Genomic DNA, 24,565 nt, shown 5'->3' with positions numbered 1-24,565 from the left:
GCTGTAGGTTTTAAAATGGTATTTAATGAACAAAATGAACAGTCCGTTGTCCTGTGAACAGTATTTTGATTGGTCTGGATAAGTGAATAAGATGTATTAATAATTATCCTCGGGGGCTATGTAGTTTTGAAAGGTGTAACTATTTGCACCTATCTTAACTTCATTTGCATGAGAACCTTTACCTTTTATAGCAGGTACATAATAGTGTTATGCCTGTTATTGTTCGCTACAAGTCAAATATTCGGACAACGCCATTTTGCAACTACTCAGCAAAGCGGCGCTACTGGTTTACTTTGCTTGGGCTGCGTGGTTAACAATCAAGGCAATGCCATTGATGCGAATCTGCAAACGTATTCCACTTTAAACGTGCCGGTTGGCCTTTTAGCATCAACGTACCAGGAATTAATTTTTCCTGCTACCGTTCCGGCTAATACGCAACTGACCATTAAACTGGGAACGGGCGATAACCTGCTCGATGTAACGCTTCTTGGAGGGGTTACGATTACTCCGTATAACGGAAATGTGGCTGGAACCCCGGTTACCGCGCCTACTTTGGCAAGCGTTGCCAGTAACAACAATCAATTGGAGTTAATTTACGCTCCAACGCAAGCTTATGACAGGGTAAGGGTAACACTCAGCGGCGGTTTGTTAGGGGCATTAAGCAGCATATATCTGTATGACGCATTTTACACCACCCCTGGCCCTCCGATCTGTAATACAACTTATGATGAATTGCACGGCATATCATCAGCGTTACTTGGTCTTGGTTTAAACGTAGGGGGGGTAGTAAATCCTCAAAACGCTATCGACGGTAATCCAAATACAGCATCCACCCTTAACGCGGGTGTTGGCGCGTTAGGTGCATTTGCACAACAAACACTCATTTTCCAATCGGCCTCTACACTTGGCGATTCTGTACGGCTTACCTTAACTTTACCAAAAGCCTTGCTTGATGTTGGCCTTCTTTCCGGCACAACCGTATCAACTTTTAACGGTAATACAGATAATAATGATACACAGGTTATAAATGGACCATTATTGCGTTTACGTTTGCTTGACTTGTCAAATAACAGGCAACGGCTAACGATTACCTTCGTACCAACCAAGGTATTCGATCGTGTTCAGCTCAGGCTTGGCGGGATAGCCAGCGTGTTATCAACTCTTGATCTGAATGAGGCCGAGATACTAATACCACAACCAATCATAAAAGTGAATAATGTAGCGGTAACTACGGCTCAGCTATGTGCCGGCAGTACCGTTACGCTAAATGCTACTGCCAACCTGGCGGGTACAACCTTTAACTGGTACACCCAGCCAACAGGCGGTATTGCTGCATTTACTGGTGCAACTTTTACTACACCAGCCTTAACTAACAATATTACTTATTATGTATCGGCAACCCGCCCAGGTTGCGCTACGGCATCTACCCGGGCTCCGGTAACTATTAATGTTAACCAAATTCCGGCAGCGCCTGTTGTTGCCAATGCTAATGTTGCCGTATGCCCTAATTCAACTGCGGTATTTGCGGCCACACCGGTTACCGGTGTTACTATCAATTGGTATGCAGCTGCAACCGGTGGCACGCCGTTGTTTACAGGAAATACTTTTACCAGCCCTGCTTTATCTGCTACTACAAGCTATTATGCCGAAGCAGTAAGCGGAGGTACCTGCGTAAGTACTACACGTACCAAGGTAACCGCTACTATAAGCCCGCTGCCTGCAGCGCCAACATTGACAACACCAAACGTAACAATTTGCGATGGTGATGTAGCCGTACTGGCTATTGCTTCGCCTGTTGCCGGACAAACTTACAACTGGTATGCTGCCGCAACCGGTGGCACGCCATTGTTTACCGGAACTAATTTTACAAGCCCTGCTTTAAGCGCCAACACTATTTATTATGTTGAAGCGGTTAACGCTGCGGGTTGTGCAAGCGGTACACGTGCTGCTGCCAATGTAACTGTAACGCCTAAACCGGCAGCTCCGACGCTGGCGGTAAATAATGCGACTATTGTGGCAGGCCAAACAGCCACTATCAACGTAAGTAACGCGCAAACAGGTATTACCTATAAATGGTACTCCTCGGCTGCGGCTGCTACACCAATATTTACAGGCAATCCATTTATAACACCGGCACTTTTCAGCACTACTACATATTATGTAGCTGCTGCTAATGCTGCAGGTTGCGAATCGGCTACACGTACACCGATAACCATTACAGTAGCCATCAATAATAATTCGCCTTGTACATTTGCTAATCAGCAAAGCTCGGCCATTAATGGTTTGTGTTTATTATGTTCTATCAATAACGACGTCCTTGCAGCTGACGCCGACACAACTACGGCATCAACTATAACCGTACCTGTTGGACTTTTAGGCGGATCAGCTTCACAAACATTGATATTCCCGAACCCTGGTTTTGCGGGTGATACTATTAAGCTTGCTTTACAAACACCAGGCGGTTTAGCCGATGTAAGTGTGCTTGGCGGAGTGACCGTTGCTGTTTATAATGGAGCTACATTGGTAGGCAGCTATCCGCTTAATAATTCATTGCTGACTTTAAGGTTACTAAGCGGAACCGGTAAGTATGCTGCATTTATACCCGCTGTTGGGAATTATGACCGCATCGTGGTAACTCTTAATTCAGGTGTTGCTACCTTGCTTACTTCATTGCAGATCTATTACGCGGTACAGCAATATCCTACACCTAAATTTAATCCGGCCGCCCCTGAAATTTGCAAAGGCAGCCCGGCTACATTGACCATTACATCACCAACGCCAGCTAACGGAACCTTTGCCTGGTTCACTACGCCAACCGGTGGTACTGCTGTTCATACCGGAACGTCTTATACCACCCCTGCCTTAACAGCTAATACTACTTATTATGTGGAGTATAGCCGTAACGGAAGTTGTGTAAGCCCAACACGTGCACCAGTACAGGTAATAGTTGACGATACACCGGTGAAACCAGTGGTAACGCCATCAAGCGCTACCATACTGGCCGGACAAACAGCTACTTTCAAAGCGACTGTTGTAAACGGAGCCACTATAAAATGGTACACCACTGCAACCGGCGGTACACCAGTATTTACAGGCAGTACTTTCACTACTCCGGTATTGAATGCCAATACTACTTACTACGCCGAAGCTTCATTAGGCAGCTGCGTATCACCAGACAGAACTGCTGTACCTGTAACCGTTACCCCGATAGTAATACCGGATGTATCTGTTAATCCGCCAACACAATCAGTTAACATAGGAACAACCGGTACCATAACCGCAAGTTCAACCACTCCCGGAACCGTATTTAACTGGTACACTACACCAACCGGTGGTACCCCGATATTTACAGGGCCAACTTTTGTAACTCCACCGGTATTTGCCAATACTACTTATTATGCCGAAGCTGTAGTAACAGCAACCGGTGCAAAATCTGCCACCCGTGCACCTGCAGTAGTTAACATTATTCCTGTTGGTACTGATCCGGTAGCCTGTGCCGCCGCAACAGCACAAACCAATTCTGTTAATGGTTTATGTTTATTATGCGGTATTACCAACGCTGGCGGAGCAATTGATAACGATCGTAATACATTCTCACAAATACACGTACCTATAGGTTTATTAGGTGCTTCGGGACAACAAACATTACAATTTGCTCATGCAGGTATTGTTGGAGATAGTGTTATTGTTGAATTAGGTATCCCCGGTTCACTGGCCGACGTAGGTGTGTTATCACAAATTCAGATAGGCACTTATAATGGGGCTACTTTCAATAACGATTTCTTTACCGTAAACGGATCTTTATTAAATGTTACTTTATTGAATGGTACAAGCCGTTTCAGAGTAGCCTTTAAAGCAGGCGCGGCATTTGACCGTGTCGAAGTTCAATTTAACTCAGGCGTTGCCGGCTTACTGAATACTGTAAATGTTTATGACGCTTACCAATCAGTGGCTGTGCCGATTATCAACACAGCTAACGTAAGCACCTGTCAAGGAACAACTGCCACGCTGACGGCCAACAACGTACCGGCCAACGTAACTATAAAATGGTATACTGCCGCTACAGGCGGTACTGCGGTATTTACAGGTGCAACCTTTGTTACACCAGTACTGAATGCCACTACTACTTATTATGCCGAAGCCAGCCGCACTGTTGATGGTTGCGCTCAAACTAAACGCACACCGGCAACAGTTACCATTGTTCCGGCACCAGCCGCACCGGTGGCTAACGCTACAACGGTAGCCGTATGTTCTGGTCAACCGGCCATATTTACGGTACAAGCTGTTAGTGGTGTTACCTTTACCTGGTACGCTACGGCAACAGGCGGCACTTCATTATTTACCGGAACACAATTTACCAGCCCTGCATTAACTGCAAATACTTCGTATTATGTTCAGGCAAATGCCGGTTCATGCGGAAGCTCTGCCCGTACACAGGTAACGGCTAATGTAATTACAACGCCTACAGTACCAAACGTAGTTACACCGGTACAAATATGTTCCGGCTCCTCAGCTGTATTAGCTGCTTCATCAACCCAGGCTGGTGTTACCTTTAACTGGTATACTACTGCTACCGGTGGCACACCTGTAGCTTCTGGCGCTCAATTTACTACCCCGGCATTAACTGCCAATACATCATATTACGTTGAAGCTGCGTCAACAGGGGGCTGCACCAGCTCAACAAGGGCAAAAGCGGATGTGTCGGTTAATCCGACACCCGTTGCGCCTACTATCACTGCCCCCGGCCAGGTGACATCAGGTCAGACCGTTAATTTATCAGTTACCTCACCTGCAGCGGGTGTTACCTATAAATGGTATGCTTCTGCCACAGGCGGTACACCTATATTTACAGGTACTTCATTTACTACCCCGCCTTTAACTTCAAATACCACTTATTATGTAGAGGCAAGTACTGCTGCTGGTTGTACAAGTGCAACACGTACTTCGGTATCAATTATAGTTAACCCTATATTTTCTACCAATTGCGATTTCGCGTCGACACAAACATTTGATGTGAACGGCGGTCTGCTTTGCGTTGGTTGCGCCGTAAACTTTCCAAACAATTCTGTTGATCAGGATACCACTAACTTTAGTCAGTTAAGTGTTCCGATTGGCCTTGTTGGATCAAACGTATCGCAAAAACTAATCTTCAGCGATGCTGGTGTTGTTGGTGATACCGTAACAGTTAAAATAGCGGTTCCGGCGAGCTTAGCTACCGTGGGTGTATTGAACCAATTACAAATAGCCTCTTATAATGGTGCTACTTATAATAATGACCGTATTACCTTAAGCAGTAACCTGCTGAAGATTACATTGCTGAACGGTAACCAGACCGCTTTAATAAAATTTGCTCCAAAATCGGCATTTGACCGGGTTGAGATCAGGTTTAACGGCGCTTTGGCATCATTATTTAATACACTGAACATCTATTATGCTACCAAGCAGGTAGAAGCGCCAACATTGGCTGCTAAAGCTGTAAGTATATGCTCTGGTAGCACGGCTACCTTTACCGTGAATAATCCTCGTGCCGGTATAACTTATAAATGGTATACTTCGGCAACCGGCGGTACACTGGTACATACCGGTGCAACTTTTACTACGGCCGCATTAAATGCAACCACTACTTATTATGTAGAAAGCAGCCGTGCTTCAAGCGGTTGTGCTAACCCTAACAGAGCGTCGGCCACCGCCAACGTTACTCCGGCACCGGTTAACCCGGTTCTGGCTCAGGCATCCGTACCTGTATGTTCAAATTCATCTGCAGTGTTAACCGTTTCGCCTACACAAGCCGGTGTAGTATATAACTGGTATGCGGCTGCAACTGGTGGAACGCCTTTAGCAACCGGAGCTCAATTTACAACTCCAATACTTACTGCCAATACATCTTATTATGTAGAAGCATCGGCAAACGGCTGCGTTAGTCCGGCCCGTACCAAGGCAGATGTGACAGTTAACCCGGTACCGGTTGCTCCAACAGTAGCTGTTAGTCCGGCCGGTGGTCAGGTTACTACCGGAAGCTCTGCTACGCTGACTGCCAGTTCAACCACTGTTGGTGCCATATTTAAATGGTATACTGCAGCAACCGGCGGAACACCAGTGTTTACAGGTTCGGTATTTGTTACCCCGCCTTTAACCGCTACTACAACTTATTATGCAGAAAGCTCGCTGGCTTCTGGTTGCGTAAGCGCACAACGTACTCCGGTGATCCTGACCGTTAACCAGCCTATCATTATACCTGATGTGGCCGTTAATCCGCCAACACAAACCGTTAACGCGGGTACTTCAGGCAGCTTAACAGCGACATCAACCACACCAGGTGCAGTATTTAACTGGTTTACTACGCCAACAGGAGGTACCAGCATATTTACAGGACCAAACTTTGTAAGCCCTGGCATATTTGCACAGACTACTTATTATGCTGAATCAAGTATTCCCGCTACGGGAGCTGTATCAGCTACTCGGGCATCTGGTGTAATTAATGTAAACCCGATAGGGCCTAACCCAGTTCCTTGCGACGCGGCAATTGATCAAACAAGTTCAGTTAACGGTATATGTTTACTGTGCGGTGTGAGCAATGCAGGCGGTTCTGTTGATAACAACAGCGAGACCTTCTCACAAATACACGTACCTGTAGGTTTATTGGGCGGTTCGGCACAACAAACGCTGCGCTTTGCCAATACAGGTATTGTGGGTGATAGTGTTACTGTTGATCTGGGTATACCAGGTTCATTAGCCGACGTAGGTTTGCTGTCACAGATCCAGGTGGCAACCTATAATGGTTCAACCTATAACGGCGACCGTGTTACCGTTGACGGATCATTATTAAAAATTACTTTATTGAACGGCACTACCCGTTTCAAATATAAATTTAAAGCCGCGCATACATTTGACCGTGTTGAGATCACCTTTAATTCAGGTGTTGCCGGTCTGCTTGCCGCTGTGAATGTTTATGATGCTTATCAATCAGTAGCGTCACCAACCATCAGCACGCCAAATGTTACTATTTGCTCAGGCTTGCAAGCTACTTTAACGGCTACCGTACCGGCTAACGTTACCGTAAGATGGTACGATGCAAAAACTGGCGGAACATTGTTATTTACTGGTGCAACCTTCTTAACACCAGCATTAACTGCCACTACTACTTATTATGCCGAAGCCAGCCGCACCGCTGATGGTTGCGCCCAGGCTATACGAACACCAGCTACAGTAACGGTAACACCAGCTCCGGCTAAACCAGTTGTAACCGCACCAAACTTAACTGTATGTTCTGGTCAGCCTGCAATATTTACAGCACAGGCAGTTGCCAATGTTACCTTTAACTGGTATACTGCACCAACCGGCGGTACACCAGTATTTACGGGTCCTACATTCACAACACCAGCATTAACAGCAACAACATCTTATTATGTTGAAGCTACAAGCGCTGCATCATGCGGTAGTTCAACCCGTACACAGGTAACCGCAAATGTAACTACCACACCACTGGTACCAATTGTATCACAAACACCGGTATCAACCTGCTCTGGTTCATCAGCTGTATTATCGGCTACATCAACCCAATCGGGAGTTACGTTTAACTGGTATACTACTCCAACAGGTGGAACGCCAATATTTACCGGGAATCAATATACCACCCCAGCTTTAACCGCCAACACTTCATATTATGTTGAAGCGGCAGCAGGTGGTTGCACAAGCTCAACAAGAGCCAAAGCAGATGTGATTGTTAACCCTACACCTGTAGCGCCGGTTATTACTTCAAACGCTCCGGGCGGACAAATTACATCCGGCCAAACAGCTACATTAACCGCTACATCAACCACCGCGGGTGCTATCTTTAAGTGGTATACATCAGCAACCGGTGGTACAGCAATATTTACCGGAGCTTCATTTACTACGCCGCCTTTAACATCAAATACTACTTATTATGTTGAAGCAACATTGGCAAGCTCGGGCTGTACCAGTGTAACACGCACAGCGGTTACCGTAAAAGTTAATCCGATATTCTCAACCAGTTGCGATTTCGCATCAACCCAAACATTTGATGTGAATGGCGGCCTGGTTTGTATTGCCTGCGGTGTAACTGATGAAAATAACTCGGTTGACCAGGATACGACTAACTTTAGCCAATTGCACCTGCCAATCAGTGTATTGGGTTCATATGTATCACAAAAACTCATATTTGCAGATCCGGGGCTTGTTGGTGACACCGTTACCTTGAAAATAAGCGTTCCGGCAAGCCTGGCTGATATCAACGTATTAGGCTCTATACAATTAGCCTCATATAACGGCGCTACTTTTAACAACGATCGTATTACATTAAGCAGTAACTTAATAAAAATAGCTATCCTGCCTGGCGGACAAACAGCTATCATCAAATTCGCGCCAAAAGCAGTGTTTGACAGGGTAGAGGTTCGCTTGAACTCAGGTATAGCGACATTGTTAACTACAACTAATATCTATTACGCAAGCAAACAGGTTGAAGCGCCAAGGCTGGCTACCAATACACAAAATATTTGCGCGGGCGGTACTGCTACGTTTACCGTGAGCAACCCACGTGCAGGTGTAACTTACAGATGGTACAGCGCGGCAGTAGGTGGTACACTGTTACATACAGGTACAAGCTATAGCCCAACCAATATATTGGCAACTACTACTTATTATGTAGAGAGCAGTCATACTGCAACCTTATGTCCTAATCCGAACAGGGTAGCGGCAACAGCTAACGTTACACCAGCACCAGTGAACCCTGTACTGAGCAGCTTCCCTGCTGAGATTTGTGCAGGCCAACAGGTAACTCTTGCAGTAACGAACGCTAATGGGGCTACTATTAATTGGTATACATCACCGACCGGAGGCACACCTGTATTTACGGGCACAAGCTTTAACGTAACACCGGTATCAACTATCACTTATTATGTTGAGGCTGTAAACGGTACTTGTACAAGTCCGGCACGTACAACAGCAACCATAAAAGTTAACCAATTGCCATCAAAACCAGGTGTAGCATCACCAAATGTGGCAGTTTGCGCAGGCAGCCCTGCTTCGTTGGCTGTTACTTCGCCAGAGGCTGGTGTTACCTATAACTGGTACACTGCAGCTACCGGCGGTACATTGGCACATACCGGACCTACATTTACAACTCCGGCAATTACACAAGCTATTACTTACTATATTGAAGCCACCAACGCTACCACCAGCTGCTTGAATGGCGGTGGCCGGACTACGGTTACTGTTACACCAAACAGTTTACCGGTTGCTCCTGTATTGAGTGATACATCAACCCCGGTTTGTAATGGCGGTAGCCTTACTGTTAGTGTGCGCAACCCTGTTGCAGGAGTTACCTATAATTGGTACTCCGCGGCTACAGGCGGTACACCTGTATTTACCGGAACGTCAGTTCCTCTTAACAATTTAACAGCAAGTGTTACTTACTATGTTGAGGCAGTTAATACAGCCAGTTCAACCAACTGTAGCAGTGCCACACGTACAAAAGTAGATGTAACGGTATTGCCGATACCTCCAACTCCTGTAATACAGATCCCAACTGGCGGTCTTACTGCTTGTTCAGGCTCATCAGTTACCATCAATATATCCAACCCGCAACCAGGTCTGGTTTACAGGTGGTATGATGCGCCAACTAATGGCACGTTATTATTTACAGGTGTACAGTTTATTAGCCCGGCTTTAACTGCCAATACAACTTATTATGTTGAGGCAGCAACAGCAGGTAACTGTAATGCATCGGCACGTGCGCAGGCACCGGTAACAGTTACTCCATTACCGGCAGATCCGACATTGACCTTAGCTAACGTACAGGTATGTTTAGGCAGCCCTGCTACATTATCAATCAAAACACCACAGGCTGGCATTACCTATAAATGGTATACCGATGCTACTAAAGCTCACCTACTGTTTACCGGTAACCCATATGTAACCGGACCGATAACCGTGACTACAGATGTTTATGTAGAAGCAGTAAACAGCACTGGTTGCAGCAGCAATGGCTTAGCCTTTGCCCAAATTACCCCGGTAACAGCACCTGGAGCACCGGTAATAGCAGGTGGCAATACACAGCCAACTTGTTCTGGTTCTGATGCTACGTTGGCAGTCCTTAACCCAAGTGTATTGCTTACCTACAAATGGTATAGCTCGGCCACAGGTGGTGTAGCACTGGCCAGTGGGGTAACCTTTAAAACCCCGGTATTAACGGCTAATACTACCTATTATGTAGAAGCATCAAACAGTGCTGGTTGTACATCTGCTACCCGTACAAAAGTTGATGTGGTTGTTAACACATTACCAAATGGGCCAACTGTAACTACTCAGGCGGGTTCGTCTACACCAACGGTTTGTTCAGGTGGTTCGGCGGTATTAGTTGCAAAAAGCACTACGCCTAATGTAACATTCAAATGGTACAATGTGGCAACAGGCGGTACACCGATATTTACCGGCGCTACGTTTACTACTCCGGTAATTGCAGCTGCTACTACTTACTATGTAGAGGCTGTAAGCAATGCTACAGGTTGTACCTCAAGTTCACCACGTACTTCGGTAACTATTAATATAGATAACACCAAAGCGCCAGACCCAACAGTTGACGCTACCAGCTTGACTACTTGTCAGAATAGTGCGGCTACTATCAAAATAACCAACCCTGTTGCCGGCACAACGTATACCTGGTATACATCAGCTACAGGCGGAACGTCTGTATTTACAGGTTCAACGTTTACAACACCTGTGTTAACAGCCAATGTAACCTATTATGTTGAGGCTACAAATGCACAAGCTTGTAGCGCCTCAACAAGAATAGCCGCGCCGGTGAAAGTAACGGCTCAGCCACCAACACCAACGGTTTCGGGTCCGAATCCACTACAGGTTTGTTTGGGTAGCACAGCAACGCTTTCTGTAAATTCACCGCAGGCAGGTATTACTTACAACTGGTATACCGATGCCGGAAGAACTAACCTGGTATTTACAGGATCAAGCTTCCCGCTTGGAGCCGTTAACGCAAACGCTACTTATTATGTGGAAGCAGCAAGCGGAACCTGCTCAAGCTCAGGTCTGGCAACTGTACAGGTAACCGCCGTTCCTGCACCTGGAGCACCGGTAGTAGCTGGCGGTAATTCTGTAAATAATTGCGCTGGAGGTTCGGTAACATTAACTATCGATAATCCGCAGGCAAACTTTACCTATAACTGGTATAGTACCGCAAGCGGAGGCACGCCACTGTATACCGGTACAAGCTTTGTTACACCTACGCTTACTACCAATACCATATACTTTGCCGAGGCGGTAAATAATACAGGTTGCCCATCTGCTTCACGTACAAGTGTTACCGTTACAGTAACATCCGCGCCAATAGCGCCGCAGGCAAGCACCCAGGGTACGTCTATATGCCCTGGAACAAGTACCACCATATCAGCTACCAGCGCAACACCTGGTGCTGTTATAAAATGGTATGCTGCTAATACAGGTGGTGCGGCATTGTTTACCGGTACAGACTTTAAAACACCGGTATTATCGGCCAACACTACTTATTATGCCGAAGCCGAAGTAACAGGCGGTTGCGTGTCAACCACCAGAACACCGGTAACCGTTACCATGCTTACTCCGCTGGCTGCTCCGGTTGTTAGCGTGGGTTCAACTACTTCAGAGAGCATCACCTTTACCTGGGCTGCTGTTACAGGTGCCACCGGTTACCAGGTAAGCTTAGATAACGGACAGCACTTTGTTGCGCCAAGTACAGGTGCCGCAGGCTTAAGCCACACCGTAAGCGGATTACAGCCTGGTGCATCGGCTACTATTATTGTACGTGCAACCGGAAGTTCTGATTGCCAGCTGAGCGCCAATTCAGCAGCGGTTACCGGAACCACAAGCAATCCTTTAGGTAACGGATTATTTATACCGAATGCGTTTACTCCTAACGGGGATGGAAATAACGACATATTGTACGTTTATGGAACTACCATCCAGGCCTTAACATTATCAATTTACGATCAATGGGGTGAGCTGCAATTTAAATCAACTAATAAAGCAAGCGGATGGGACGGTACTTATAAGGGTACCAAGCAACCGGTTGGTGTATACGTTTATTATGTTGAAGCTACCTTGAACGATGGTCAGGTAATTAAGAGAAAAGGTACAGTTACGCTATTAAGATAAGGCTTATTTATGTACGGTATCATGTATCATAGCGTGATACCGTACTTTATGACCGCATCACAATTAATAAAACCACTATGAAAAAAAGAGTTATAGTTATCATGGCAATACTGCTTCAGATTGGAGCAATAAGTCAATTAAAGGCGCAGATCGATCCGCATTTTTCGCAATATTATGCCTATCCTTTGTATCTGAACCCGGCCTTAACCGGTGTGATCAATGGCGATGTGCGTGTCAATGCGAATTTTAAAAATCAATACGCAACTATCAACAACGCGTATCAAACGGGTGCCCTGTCTGTTGATTTCAGGCCAACTGATAAAGTGGGGGTAGGTTTTAATGTGATCAACCAGGCTGCAGGCGATGTTGGATATAACTATTTTGCGGCTTACGGCTCTTTTGGTTATGCCATTTCCGTATCAAATGATGGGTACAAAAAAGTAAGTTTCGGCGTACAGGCCGGTATCATTAACCGCAGTTTCGATCCGACAAAAGCCCAGTTTGGCAGCCAGTTTAATCCAAGCAGTGGTTTTGACCCAACGCTGCCAAGTAATGAAAATTTTTTAAATACAAATGCTACCATCTTTGATGCTGGGGCCGGTGTGTTTTATTATGATGGTGATCCCATGCATAATGCCAACCTTTTTGGTGGTGTAAGTGTATCTCACCTTGCCCGGTCAAAGGATCCCTTTGCGGTTGATGGTTCCAGTCTTAAGCTGCCTATACGTTATACCGTACATGCGGGTGTGCGCATAAAAGCTTCGGATTATTTTGACATAATCCCGCATGCCATTTATATCAGGCAACAAAAAGCCGAGGAAAAAGCCGTAGGTGCTTATTCAGAATTAAAACTACAGGATGATAAAGGTTTAATATTGGGCGGTATGTATCGTTTTAAGGATGCGGCTATTGCTAACATAGGTTACCATGTTAACAGCCTGATCATAGGCGCAAGTTATGATTTTAATACATCATCGCTTACCCGTGCTACATCTGGCAACGGAGGTATCGAATTATCGGTAAGTTATGTATTTCGCAAACGCATTCAGGAACCAGAAGCGATTTGTCCAAGGCTTTAAACTTTATCAACATGAAGAAAATAATTTTTACATTACTCATACTGCTTGTGTTTAAGGGGGTTAACGCCCAGTATAGCAAGGACAATCCGAGGGTTTATGGCGACAAGGCCTTTAACAATAAGGATTACTATGAGGCTGCTTTCTACTATAAAAGAGCGGCTGAAGGTTTAAGTCTTACCTTACTACAAGCGATACCTTATCATGCAGGCGAAAAAACCAGCAAGAAACCTACTAAACAGGGTGACCAGGCGTATATATCTTATCAGTTAGCTGAGTCATACCGTTTATATGAGAACTATATTGAAGCCGAGGGCTGGTATTATAAAGTGATCAGCGCCAATTATGAAAAGGAATATCCTTTGGCCAGACTTTGGTATGGCGTATGTTTAAGGGCGACCCAGCACTTTGATGATGCTATAAAGCAACTTGAGCAATTCAAAACCAATTACAGCGGCGAAAATAAATACCAGGATATAGCAACCAAAGAAATCAAAAACTGTCATTTTGCAAAGGATCAGTATCAATATCCATTGTTGATGGAAGTAACCAAGCTTAAAGAACCTTATGCTTCTGATGGTTCGGATTATTCCCTGGTTCAACGGGAAGGCAATAGTTATTTTACATCTTCAAGATTTATTAAGGATGATAAAAAGCACCTTAACCGGATATACCTGCTCGATAAATCAAAGCCTGGTGTACCTACGGTGATCAATTTAAAAGATCCTGATACTAAAGGTAAAAAAGAATTAGAGTACGGAACCCCTTCATTTAATGAGACCGGAAAGCGGATGTATTTTACCCGCTGGTATAAAGAAGGGGCCAAAACCATACACGCCATTTATTATACAGAATTGGTTGAGAACGATTGGTCCGCACCAAAGAAAATGAACAGCAATGTAAACGTAGATGGGTTTAACTCTATACAGCCATTTGTTACCTCTGATGGTTTGCGTATGTTTTTTGCTTCTAATAAACCAGGCGGCCAGGGTGGCGATGATATTTGGGTAGCTTACCTGAATTTTAATGGTGATGCTGTAAGCTCAACCAACCTGGGCAGTGTGATCAATACGGCGTTTGACGAAGAAGCCCCTTATTACGATCTGCCAAATAAAAGATTGGTATATAGTTCAAAAGGGTTTATAGGTTTGGGCGGTTTTGACTTTTTTGAAAGCCAGAGCACGCTTGATAAATGGAGCGAGCCTAAGAACCTGGGTTATCCCGTTAATTCGGCCAAAGACGATCTGTATTATCTGCCCGATCATGATGATGCCACCAAGTTTTATATTAGCTCCGATCGTGAATCAGACTGTTGTCTGGCTATCTTTTCGGCTACAAGTAAAAAATATGTATTATCAGGTATTATAACGGATTGCGATACCCATTTGCCATTAGAAGGCGTTAAAGTAAGCTTTATCGATTCGCTGTCAAAAGATACTATTAAACAAATGGTGTCTAATAAAACCGGGCGGTATGCATTTGATGTGACTGATAAACGCCCGCATAGTCTCCGGTTGGAGAAAGGCTGTTACTTTGCAAAAAATCTTCCTGCACCTGCCACAGGTACTATGCGTAATGATACCTTGTATAGTCCCGACATTTGTTTACAGGCCTTTACACCGGAGAAACCTATCGTTATAAAAAATGTATTGTACGACTTTAACAAAGCTACATTGAGGCCGGAATCAAAAGTTGTTTTGGATACATTGATCGGTGTACTGAAGGATAACCCTACTATAAAGGTTGAATTAAGTGCACATACCGACTCCATTGGCTCAAATAAGTATAACGATAAGTTATCACAGGCCAGGGCTCAATCATGCGTTACCTATATCATATCAAAAGGTATCGACGCTGCACGTGTATTTGCAAAAGGCTATGGTAAAAGAAAGCCAATTGCACCTAACTCGCTTCCTAACGGAAAAGATAACCCGGCCGGACGTCAGTTAAACAGGCGTACCGAGTTTAAAGTACTTAAAGATCCGAATAATAAAAGCTCAAATCCGTGTAAGTAAAGCACTGGTTGAAGCACGATTGAAATTATTGAGTTTGAAAAAATAAAGTAGAGATTTTAACATCAGGGTTTATGATTAAGCAGGATAGATTATCAGTAAGCAGGCCATTACTCAAAACCAAAGGATTTTCAACTTTACATTTACAGATATTTGAATATATACTGATTGGGAAAACCAACCGGGAGATAAACCGGATCTTGGGATATACCGAAAGATCACACGCGGTTGTTGATCATTCGCGCAAGGTGATGTACAAATTGTTGGCCATGGAAGATCTTCATAAAGCCGATTTTAAAGACCGGGTGGTATATCCTCGTAAATTTCAGTTCTGGTGGAAAAAACTATTAAATAAGCATAAAACCGATCTGCTATCCATGGCTATAGCACCCAAGTTTTACAAATAAAATTTAACGCTCAGGGCGTATAACTGATCTGGTAAGGAGCAATGAAACATGATTTATCATGCAGCATTGCTCCTTTTGTATTAGATGAAATTTAGTTTAGCGCACTGTTAATATATTCTTGCAGCGTGGTTTTTCCTTTTAAGGCTATAGTGCCCTCGTTTTCGGCATGCACCCGGCCGGATATAACCGCGTCGGTCATTTCGATAAAGTTTTTGATCGCATCTTCTGAGAATCCTATTTTTTTAAGGGTCGACGGCCACTGATCACGGGGGATCTGTTTCGCCTGCACTTCTTGATGCAAAGCCTTTGAAAATGCCTCCGCTACGCCGGCCGAGCTGATTGATTCCGGACCGGATACCTCATAAATCTTATTTCCGGAATCATCACTGGTAATGATATCAACAGCAAATTTGGCCACATCTATGGGTGATATCATTGGGATAGACAGGTTGACAGGAAAGAAAGTGGGCAAAATACCACTCTCCTTTACTACAGGCAAATAGGCCATCCAATTACTGTAATAATAGGCAGGCCGGATATAGGACTGCTCAATATCCAGATCTTTAAAAGCGTTTTCTAAAAAATAGGACATGAGCAGGTTGCCTGTACCCTCATCATATTGCGCGCCAATTGACGACAGACCAACCACTTTTTTTACAGGTGATTTTTCAATCGCTTTCCGGATATTTTGGAGACTCTTTTTGGTATCGCCTAATACATCGTCGCCTTTCCCGGTTTCCGGAGTGATGACAAATAATGTTGATCCATTTTCCAGGGCCTTGGTTATGGCTTGCTGGTCAAACACATCTGCAATAGCGCTGTCAGCGCCTTTCTTTTTAAGTTGTTCTGCTTTTTCCTTACTTCTTACGATACCCCTTACAGGCTCTCCTTTTTTTACAAGATCAGTCACAATAGCCGACCCAACTTGTCCTGATGCTCCCTGAATAATATTCATAATATTAAGTATTACATTAACTTTAATAATAATGAAGAAACAAATACCAAACCAAAAGGGATTTATTTAAAAACATTAATTTGAGCTGAAAACAGAAATCACTAATATATTTGCCTCATCATTAGCCATTAAATGCTCATGCCCAACCCGCTTATCAGTTATTTTCAACAGTTCAGGCACATTTCCGACGAAGATGCTCAGCTGATCCTTAAAGCTTTTGAATTTAAAAGCTTTAAAGAAGGAGAGTATTTGTTTAAGGGCCACCGGATCTGCTCTGAAATGTATTTTGTTTGCAAGGGCGTGGTGCGTATAACAACCCATAATGAACGGGGTGTAGATATCACTCATTTTTTCTACCGGGAAAGTCACCTGTGCACCATTCTGCAAAGTTTTAATGAAAGAATTATCACCCCAACGGCTATACAGGCCTGTTGCAATGCGGAAATTATGGCGATAACCAAAACCAGGCTAATGGCCCTGTATGCACAGCTGCCTTACCTGCGGGATGTGATCGAAAATATTAATCAGCAGCACTTGATACATAAGGTAAACGTGCGAAACCGCTACCTTGGTGAAACCGCCGAAGACCAGTACCGACTGTTTGTGGAGCAAAACCCGGATATCGCCCCGCGTGTGCCTTTAAAAGATATTGCCAGCTATTTAGGTATCACCCCGCAATCCCTCAGCCGTATCCGTAAAAATATACGCTGATAAAACATTGACGAGCTAACGGATCTCCTGAAACATGATATAGGCATCTACATAACCCAACTGTTGATGGTTAAAACCTTTGGGGATGGTACCTATAATACTGAAACCCAGTTTTTGCCAGAGTTTTACAGCAGTGGTATTAGTGCTTACCACAAAATTAAACTGGATGCCTTTATACCCGCTTTCTTTGGCCATCAGCAACGAATGCTCGCCAAGTTGCTGACCTAAACCTTTGCCGCGCGTATCGGGATGCACCATGTAACCACAGTTTGCTACATGCTTGCCGAGGCCAACCTGGTTTGGTTTAATATAGTAGGTGCCCAGTATTTTATTATTCTCTTCGGCAACATAAACTGTTGCAGTAGGTGCAAACCAAAGCTTAGGCAAATCGTCTTTTGTACTGTCAGGAGCATAGGCGTAAGTATCACCTCCTTTAACAACATGTTCAAAAATTTCCCAAATGCCGTCAAGGTCATTTAGGGAGGCTTCTCTGATGATCATAACTATAAATATAAAACGGTCCGTTTCTGAGACCTGGGGCAATATTACACAGATAATGTCAGTTTACTATCTCCTGAAATGCAGACTTACAAAGTTTTTAAACTTTGTAAGTCTTAATCTTTCTGAACTGGCAGTAAGCTATTAAACCAGCACAGTGCCGCCATCGGTGATGAGTATCTGCCCGGTGGTAAACTGTTGTTTCATGAGATAGGTAAATGCCTGTGCAATGTCATCGGCTTCACCAACGCGTTTTACCAGCAGCGCGTCGCCAATGGTCTTGTAATAAGCTTCGCGATCAGCTTCCGGGATGCTGTTCCAGAGATTAGTTTTCACAACACCTGCCGAAACCGCGTTTACACGTACAGGTGCCAGTTCAACAGCCATAGCGCGGGTTAAACCCTCTATGGCGCCGCAGATACTTGCCCCCAGCAACCAGCCCGATCCCGGGCGGGGATTAGCAATACCGCTCATTAGGGAAATAGAACCGCCCTTATTGATGTGCGGAGCCGCGTATTTTACCGATGCCAGCGCGCCCCAGTAACGCAGGTTAAAATAGTTGCGCGCTTTTTCCAGGTCCAATTCGTTTACATAAATTAAGCTGATGTTTTCGGCGGCGGTATATACCAGGTGGTCAAAATTGCCTATGCCATCAAAAAAATCTTTAATGTTTTGTTCCTTGCTCAGATCAATCGCATAGCCTTTGGTGCTTACGGGCAGTTCGGCCAGGGCACTGTCTACGCGTTGCTGGCTGCTGGATACTATTACTACATTAGCTCCTTCTGCTGATGCTGCTTTAGCGGTGGCTAAACCGATGCCTGATGTACCACCCATTAATATGATTCGTTTATCTTGTAGCTTACTGTTTTGATTTTGTGCGTTCATGATATAAATTATTTAATACTACAAAGGTCCGCAGATTACAGGCGCATCCACTTACCATTTGGTAAAAACGCTTAACCAGTCAACAAAAAATATTTACATTATCAATATACCATCCGGTATTTTTATAATTACTTTTGCCAAATTTTTATTTAAAGTTTACAACCATGTTAAAACGAGTAGTGGTAACCGGCCTGGGGGCGTTAACCCCTATGGGCAACCAAGTAAAAGATTTTTGGAAAAACGTAGTGGCGGGCAAAAGCGCTGCTGCACGCATCACCCATTTTGATCCCACTTTGTTCCGCACGCAGTTTGCCTGCGAGCTGAAAGATTTTAACGCGGCCGATTTCCTGGACAGGGCCGATCTTAAGCGTACAGATCCTTTTACCCAATACGCGCTGGTAGCATCAGACGAGGCCATCAAAGATTCCGGTTTTGACCTGAACAAGATGGATCCTTTCGATGTTGGTGTGATCTGGGGATCAGGTCAGGGCGGTATGGAAACCTTTGAAGAGCAGGTTCGTGAGTACACCTTGGGCGATGGTCATCCCCGTTTTAGCCCGTTTTTTGTACCCAAACTCATTACTAATATGGCCTCCGGCATGATCTCTATCCGTCATGGTTATATGGGCATTAACTATACCACCGTATCGGCCTGTGCTACGTCAAATACAGCCATTATGGACGCTTTTAACTACATTAGGCTAGGGAAGGCCAAGGTGATTATTACCGGCGGTTCTGAGGCTCCTATTACGCCCGCGTCATTTGGCGGTTTTAGCTCGATGAAGGCCATGTCCACAAGGAACGATGACCCGGAGGGTGCTTCCCGGCCGTTTGATACGCACCGCGATGGTTTTATCATGGGCGAAGGCGCCGGTGCACTGGTTCTGGAAGAATATGAACATGCCGTAAAGCGGGGCGCCCATATTTATGGCGAAGTGCGAGGCGCCGCCATGACCGCCGATGCCTACCATATGACGGCTACCCACCCCGAAGGACTTGGCGCAGCCAAAGGGATGCAGCTGGCCCTGGAAGAAGCAGGTGTTTCCGTTTTCGATGTAGATTACGTGAACATGCATGCTACCTCAACACCGGTAGGCGACCTGTCTGAACTGAAAGCGATACAGGTACTAACCAAAAATGAAAAGAACAATATACAGATCAGCGCTACCAAATCCATGACCGGTCATTTGCTGGGTGCGGCAGGAGCCATTGAGGCTATTATCTGCCTGTTGGCCATGCGCGACAGCCTGATACCACCCACCATCAATACTACCGAGCTCGACTCCGCCGTACCCAACAGCATGAACATTGTTTTAGGGGAGCCAATTAGTCATTCGGTAAATTTAACTATGAGCAATACCTTTGGTTTCGGCGGGCACAACGGCATTGTGGTATTTGGTAAAGTGTAAAGGATGAAACTTTTTAAAGCTTGAATTTTAACAATTTTTCGATTGAAATTGGCTTAAAATGGCTCGAAAATCAGCTAAAAAGCCCCCATTTTAATGCTTTTAACAAATTTTAATACAGTTTTGAGCAGTTTTTGAAACTTTAAAAAGTATTAATTTATTGACTGTTAAATTAACATGCCAAACGGTCGGTTTTTGGCCTTGTGTTGATCATAACTAAACAGCCCGGTTATCTGCAAAAAAGATAACCGGGCTGTTAGTTTTAATACAATGGATAAAAATTCGGCTGAAATATATGAGCCCTTTATAGATTCTTATGGGATGCTGAAACAATCAGGATGACTTTTCTTTTTCCTGCTGTAGGTTATACTGCACTAATAGCGGGGTGAGTAAAAAAAATCAAATCAATTGTAAGGATTTCGGTTATTATATGACTAAGGTTATATGAATATGAAATATCAACAATACGCTCCTTTAATTTTAAGATTAGTGATGGGTTTTGGTTTTATCGCGCATGGCTGGGTAAAATTAAGTCGCGGTCCCGCTGGTTTCGAAAAGCTGATCACGCAGGCAGGTGTTCCCTTTCCGCATTTTACCTCATGGCTGGTGCCTTTAACAGAGGTTGGGGGAGGGTTGGCCCTGATGATAGGGAGCTTTACCACCTTGGTGGCTATCCCGCTCATGATCACTATGCTGGTAGCCATGATCACCGTACAGCTCAAATTTGGTTTCAGTTCGGTGAATACCATTGGCTTAACACCCGAAGGACCGAAGTTTGGTCCACCGGGTTATGAAATAAATTTGCTTTACATTGCGGGCTTGGTATCGCTCATGATCACAGGGGCAGGTGCATTTTCTGTAGATGGCTTGTTAACCCGATCAAAGGCAAAAAAAGCACGCAAATAAGTATAAAAATGAGCTTTTAAAGGCCCTGATAATTTGACCGTGGAGGGATTTTTCGTATTTTTAAAGATGCCGGATAAGCGATCTGCAGGGCGGCCCGAATTTAAAGAAGCCCTGAAATTTTGGTTTAAATTAGGCTGGATCAGCTTCGGCGGTACAGCCGGTCACATTGCCATCATGCACGATTTTTTGGTTGATAAAAAAAAGTGGATCAGTAACAGCCGTTTCTTTCATGCCCTAAGTATCTGCATGTTATTGCCCGGTCCCGAAGCACAGCAGCTGGCTATTTATATAGGCAAACAATTGCATGGCCGTAAAGGTGGATTGGTAGCCGGTGCCCTGTTTGTGCTGCCCTCCATGTTCATTTTACTTGGGCTGAGTATTATTTATGTATCCTATGGCAACCTGCCCTGGATATATGCTATGTTCAACGGACTTAAACCTGCTGTGATCGCTATTATTATAGGCGCCTTGTTTAAGGTAGGGCAAAAATCTTTGCAGAGCGCTCTGCATTATGTGGCAGCGGGCATAGCATTTGTTTGCATCTTCTTTTTCAATATATCCTTGCTCACCATCATTATGGCTACTATTTTGCTGGCCATTGGCATCCGCTATGTTTTCCCACGGGTGTTAAAAGCTGATGCGGAGCAGGATGAGCAGCTATCAGTTAACGAGCAGGAGTATTTTATCAATAAGTTTTCTGTAGCCGAAAATCATCAGTTTGAATTAAAGCAGCTGTTACTGCAATTGCTGGTGTTCCTGCTTTTATGGCTGTTGCCTTTTACTTTTTTTTACCTGTTTTGCCCCGATTTTTTCTTCTGGAAAACATTGATCTTGTTTTTTACTCAGACCGCTTTTTTCACTATCGGCGGTTCCTATACGGTATTGCCCTATGTGGCACAATTCGCAGTGAGTAAACTAAACTGGCTGTCTAAATTGCAAATGGTTGATGGTTTTGCCCTTGCCGAAACTACACCCGGACCGCTGATTATTGTGGTTGGTTTTGTTGGTTTTATGGCAGGCTTTAATCATTTCCATGCTTCTATAGCCATGGGTAGCATCGCGCTGTTCGCTACCATATTCTATACCTTTTTACCTTGTTTTTTATACGTATTCGCCGGAGGTCCGCTGATCGAAAAATCACACGGCAGCGAGGTAGTGAGCCAGATCCTGAAACTGGTTACGGCCGCCGTAGTAGGCGTGATCCTGAACCTGACGCTGTTTTTAGGTAAAGATGTTGTTTTTCCCGGAGGGTTGTCATGGGAACATCTCGATGTTTTGTCGCTGATATGGATAGTAATATCCCTTGTTTTAATGCAGCGGTTTAAGCTCAATGTGGTATACCTGATTGTGTTGAGTTTGGGGCTGGGATTGGTTCGTTTTGTGTTGAAGGTGTAGGGGAACGACACAAAAACCAGCGTCATTGCGAGGTACGAAGCAATCTCTATGCTATACAGAGCGAACTTTTATGGTTGACCTGCTTGTGTAGAAGATTGCTTCGTACCTCGCAATGACGCGTGTGGAGGAAAGGCTTTCGGCGAAGCCGAAAGATAGGTCGAGCGCAGCGATGACTGGGTGGCTCGTCCCCCTAAATTATTTCCCCACCTGTTTGATCACCGCGATGATATCCTCTTCGCCATGTAGGGCTTCGGCTTCCTGGAAGGTTTGGTATGCTATTTTAGCCAGTGGCGAATTCAGGCCTTCGGCTTTGGCCAGGCGCAGGTCCTTGGCAATATGCTTCAGCGCGAAGGCTGCTTTATAATTATCGTTCAAAATAGCATCGCCTTTTATTTTAGCAAAAACGTTGCCCAGGGCGCTGTTATTAATAATGGTGAGCATATCCTCGGTTTTGATATCGTTTTGCTGCGCGAACAGCACTGTTTCGGCCAAACCCTGGGCATGGAAGCTTAATAAGGTATTGATGGCCAGCTTGGCGCTGTTGCCCGTCCCGGTTTCGCCCACCAGCAAAACCATTTTGCCCAATTTTTCCAGTATGGGTTTAGTTTTTTCAAATGTGGCCAATGTACCACCCGCCATGATCACCAGCGTGCCATCCTGGGCCTGTTTTACACTGCCCGATACGGGTGCATCCAGGTAGTCGCTGCCTTGTTCGCGGCACAAAGCGGCCATTTCTTTGCTGATAGCAGGCGATACCGTGCTCATGTTGATGATGATCCTGCCTTTAACTTTGGCGCTTAGTAAGCCATCCTTGCCGTTAAATATATCACTGATGGCTTCATCGTTGGATACCATGATGAAAACCACCTCATTTTGCTGTATCAATTCATTGGGTGTTGATGCTACAGCCGCCCCCATTGCTTTCAATGCTGCCTCTTTTACTTTACTGCGATTATAAACAGTTACCGGATAACCGGCATTGATTAGTTGCTGCGACATGGGGATACCCATATTGCCCAGACCTATCCATCCTATTTTTGTTGTATTCATGGGTATATGTTGATTTAAATATGGTGCAAAGTTTCGTAAACAAAACTGATAGAATGCTTAACAAAACGGTAAAATCTTCTTTACGTATTGTCATTTTTTTAACGGGCAATCATGGTGCCGGGAATTGAATGCCTGATATGCGGGCACATTCAGCTATAAATTTTTCCTGCACCGCTGGGTCAGCAGCAGCCTGCAGAAACTGGCGGGGCTGCATATGGTAAAAATATTCGCCTGATACCATAGCCCGCGCTTCATTACTGGTGGCCAGCCATACTTGTGTTTTAGGCGCATCGGCTAAACTATCAGTCGCACCGGGACCGCCCATTTTGGTGGCTACCCAACCAGGTTCCAAAGCGTTTGAAAATACGCTGGGCCACTTGCGGGCCGCGGCAAAGGCCAGTATCACATTATGCAATTTGGAATCGGCATAGGCGCTAAAGCCGTTCCATCGGCGATCTGTCCAGTTGAGGTCGCGCAAGGAGGCATCCCCACTACGGTGCAGGCCCGAGCTGAGGTATATCAACCGTTTGGGCCGATGGATCAATGCGGTTAATAGGTAAGGCGCCAAACTGTTCACCGCGAAAACATGGGACAGGCCGTCAACCGTTTCTATGCGTCGGGGTTCGGTATAACCTACGGCAGCGTTATGGATAACGGCGTCGAACAAGCCCAGATTGTTTGCCTTTCCGGCCAGGGCAATGGTTTCTTTGATGCTGGAGAGGTCGCCGCTTAGCGCGGTTTCTGCACCCGGCACAGCAGCCAAAGCCTCCCGGGCCCTCTGTTCGTTACGGGCATGCAATATTACCGAATGCCCGGCTTTAACCAGCAATTGAGCGGCCATTTGCCCCAGCCCATCCGCCGATCCTGTTATGAATATCCTTGACATTTTTTTCTTCCGTTTTTGTTATAACAAATTTCGGGTAGAAAAGGTGAGGGGAAATTACCAAATGGTAAAAAGGAAGTGGGGTAGACGCATGTAATGCGTCTACTACATGCCGCAGTCTCAACCTTGCGCTCGTTTGCAACCACAGGTGTTGGGAAGAGTTACCAGAAAGGGGTATGATGGCCGTTCGGAGGCGGTTTGTCAGGGTCTCCACCATAA

General features: G+C 45.0%; 13 protein-coding genes. 8 read left to right on the top strand and 5 right to left on the bottom strand.

Annotated elements, in window-relative coordinates; all coding sequences use genetic code 11:
- Positions 1 to 168: 168 nt before the first annotated feature.
- The 4 genes from AB6735_RS25485 to AB6735_RS25470 all read left to right on the top strand — a co-directional run bounded on the left by AB6735_RS25485 (position 169) and on the right by AB6735_RS25470 (position 15,657).
- A complete protein-coding gene (locus AB6735_RS25485; protein WP_370999017.1) occupies positions 169 to 12,162 on the top strand; it encodes a gliding motility-associated C-terminal domain-containing protein in 11,994 nt (3,997 codons plus the stop codon).
- 77 nt (positions 12,163 to 12,239) lie between these two features.
- Positions 12,240 to 13,241, top strand: coding sequence for a PorP/SprF family type IX secretion system membrane protein (locus tag AB6735_RS25480; RefSeq protein WP_370999016.1), 1,002 nt, complete (start codon positions 12,240 to 12,242; stop codon positions 13,239 to 13,241).
- Between the two features lie 11 nt (positions 13,242 to 13,252).
- Positions 13,253 to 15,253, top strand: coding sequence for an OmpA family protein (locus AB6735_RS25475; protein ID WP_370999015.1), 2,001 nt, complete (start codon positions 13,253 to 13,255; stop codon positions 15,251 to 15,253).
- A gap of 71 nt (positions 15,254 to 15,324) precedes the next feature.
- A complete protein-coding gene (locus AB6735_RS25470; protein WP_370999014.1) occupies positions 15,325 to 15,657 on the top strand; it encodes a hypothetical protein in 333 nt (110 codons plus the stop codon).
- Between the two features lie 91 nt (positions 15,658 to 15,748).
- Here the strand turns inward: AB6735_RS25470 and AB6735_RS25465 are convergent, their stop codons facing one another.
- Positions 15,749 to 16,612 (bottom strand): NAD(P)H-binding protein, encoded by an 864-nt coding sequence (locus tag AB6735_RS25465; RefSeq protein ID WP_370999013.1) that lies wholly within the window; start codon positions 16,610 to 16,612, stop codon positions 15,749 to 15,751.
- A 138-nt stretch (positions 16,613 to 16,750) separates the two neighbouring features.
- Between AB6735_RS25465 and AB6735_RS25460 the strand changes: the two genes are divergently transcribed.
- Positions 16,751 to 17,323 (top strand): Crp/Fnr family transcriptional regulator, encoded by a 573-nt coding sequence (locus tag AB6735_RS25460; protein ID WP_370999012.1) that lies wholly within the window; start codon positions 16,751 to 16,753, stop codon positions 17,321 to 17,323.
- 15 nt (positions 17,324 to 17,338) lie between these two features.
- Here AB6735_RS25460 and AB6735_RS25455 read toward each other — a convergent pair whose 3' ends face one another.
- Together AB6735_RS25455 and AB6735_RS25450 are read right to left on the bottom strand one after the other, a co-directional pair.
- On the bottom strand, positions 17,339 to 17,824 hold the full coding sequence (locus tag AB6735_RS25455; protein WP_370999011.1) for an N-acetyltransferase family protein: 486 nt from the start codon (positions 17,822 to 17,824) through the stop codon (positions 17,339 to 17,341).
- Positions 17,825 to 17,965: 141 nt separating this feature from the next.
- On the bottom strand, positions 17,966 to 18,706 hold the full coding sequence (locus tag AB6735_RS25450) for an SDR family oxidoreductase (protein WP_370999010.1): 741 nt from the start codon (positions 18,704 to 18,706) through the stop codon (positions 17,966 to 17,968).
- A gap of 164 nt (positions 18,707 to 18,870) precedes the next feature.
- Between AB6735_RS25450 and fabF the strand changes: the two genes are divergently transcribed.
- From fabF to chrA, 3 genes are all read left to right on the top strand, one after another.
- Entirely contained in the window at positions 18,871 to 20,115 is a 1,245-nt protein-coding gene (gene fabF, locus AB6735_RS25445) for a beta-ketoacyl-ACP synthase II (RefSeq protein ID WP_370999009.1), read from the top strand.
- 447 nt (positions 20,116 to 20,562) lie between these two features.
- Positions 20,563 to 21,018, top strand: a complete 456-nt coding sequence (locus AB6735_RS25440) for a DoxX family protein (protein WP_370999008.1) — start codon at positions 20,563 to 20,565, stop codon at positions 21,016 to 21,018.
- Between the two features lie 66 nt (positions 21,019 to 21,084).
- Positions 21,085 to 22,413, top strand: a complete 1,329-nt coding sequence (gene chrA, locus AB6735_RS25435) for a chromate efflux transporter (protein ID WP_370999007.1) — start codon at positions 21,085 to 21,087, stop codon at positions 22,411 to 22,413.
- 195 nt (positions 22,414 to 22,608) lie between these two features.
- Here chrA and AB6735_RS25430 read toward each other — a convergent pair whose 3' ends face one another.
- Positions 22,609 to 23,463: an NAD(P)-dependent oxidoreductase gene (locus AB6735_RS25430; RefSeq protein ID WP_370999006.1), complete on the bottom strand. Its 855-nt coding sequence runs from the start codon at positions 23,461 to 23,463 to the stop codon at positions 22,609 to 22,611.
- A 109-nt stretch (positions 23,464 to 23,572) separates the two neighbouring features.
- The gene (locus AB6735_RS25425; RefSeq protein ID WP_370999005.1) at positions 23,573 to 24,349 is read right to left on the bottom strand and encodes an SDR family NAD(P)-dependent oxidoreductase; all 777 of its coding nucleotides are present in this window, start codon (positions 24,347 to 24,349) and stop codon (positions 23,573 to 23,575) included.
- Positions 24,350 to 24,565 lie beyond the last annotated feature (216 nt).

This window comes from Mucilaginibacter sp. RCC_168 (genome assembly GCF_041355315.1).
Taxonomy (GTDB): Bacteria; Bacteroidota; Bacteroidia; order Sphingobacteriales; family Sphingobacteriaceae; genus Mucilaginibacter.
Note: the sequence above shows the minus strand (reverse complement) of the source record. Positions and strands in the feature narration are given on the sequence as shown.

Bases quoted from the DNA above. Each gene is read 5' to 3' on its own strand.
- AB6735_RS25485 (WP_370999017.1), top strand. From the start codon at position 169: ATGAGAACCTTTACCTTTTATAGCAGGTACATAATAGTGTTATGCCTG.
- AB6735_RS25480 (WP_370999016.1), top strand. From the start codon at position 12,240: ATGAAAAAAAGAGTTATAGTTATCATGGCAATACTGCTTCAGATTGGA.
- AB6735_RS25475 (WP_370999015.1), top strand. From the start codon at position 13,253: ATGAAGAAAATAATTTTTACATTACTCATACTGCTTGTGTTTAAGGGG.
- AB6735_RS25470 (WP_370999014.1), top strand. From the start codon at position 15,325: ATGATTAAGCAGGATAGATTATCAGTAAGCAGGCCATTACTCAAAACC.
- AB6735_RS25465 (WP_370999013.1), bottom strand. From the start codon at position 16,612: ATGAATATTATTCAGGGAGCATCAGGACAAGTTGGGTCGGCTATTGTG.
- AB6735_RS25460 (WP_370999012.1), top strand. From the start codon at position 16,751: ATGCCCAACCCGCTTATCAGTTATTTTCAACAGTTCAGGCACATTTCC.
- AB6735_RS25455 (WP_370999011.1), bottom strand. From the start codon at position 17,824: ATGATCATCAGAGAAGCCTCCCTAAATGACCTTGACGGCATTTGGGAA.
- AB6735_RS25450 (WP_370999010.1), bottom strand. From the start codon at position 18,706: ATGAACGCACAAAATCAAAACAGTAAGCTACAAGATAAACGAATCATA.
- fabF (WP_370999009.1), top strand. From the start codon at position 18,871: ATGTTAAAACGAGTAGTGGTAACCGGCCTGGGGGCGTTAACCCCTATG.
- AB6735_RS25440 (WP_370999008.1), top strand. From the start codon at position 20,563: ATGAAATATCAACAATACGCTCCTTTAATTTTAAGATTAGTGATGGGT.
- chrA (WP_370999007.1), top strand. From the start codon at position 21,085: ATGCCGGATAAGCGATCTGCAGGGCGGCCCGAATTTAAAGAAGCCCTG.
- AB6735_RS25430 (WP_370999006.1), bottom strand. From the start codon at position 23,463: ATGAATACAACAAAAATAGGATGGATAGGTCTGGGCAATATGGGTATC.
- AB6735_RS25425 (WP_370999005.1), bottom strand. From the start codon at position 24,349: ATGTCAAGGATATTCATAACAGGATCGGCGGATGGGCTGGGGCAAATG.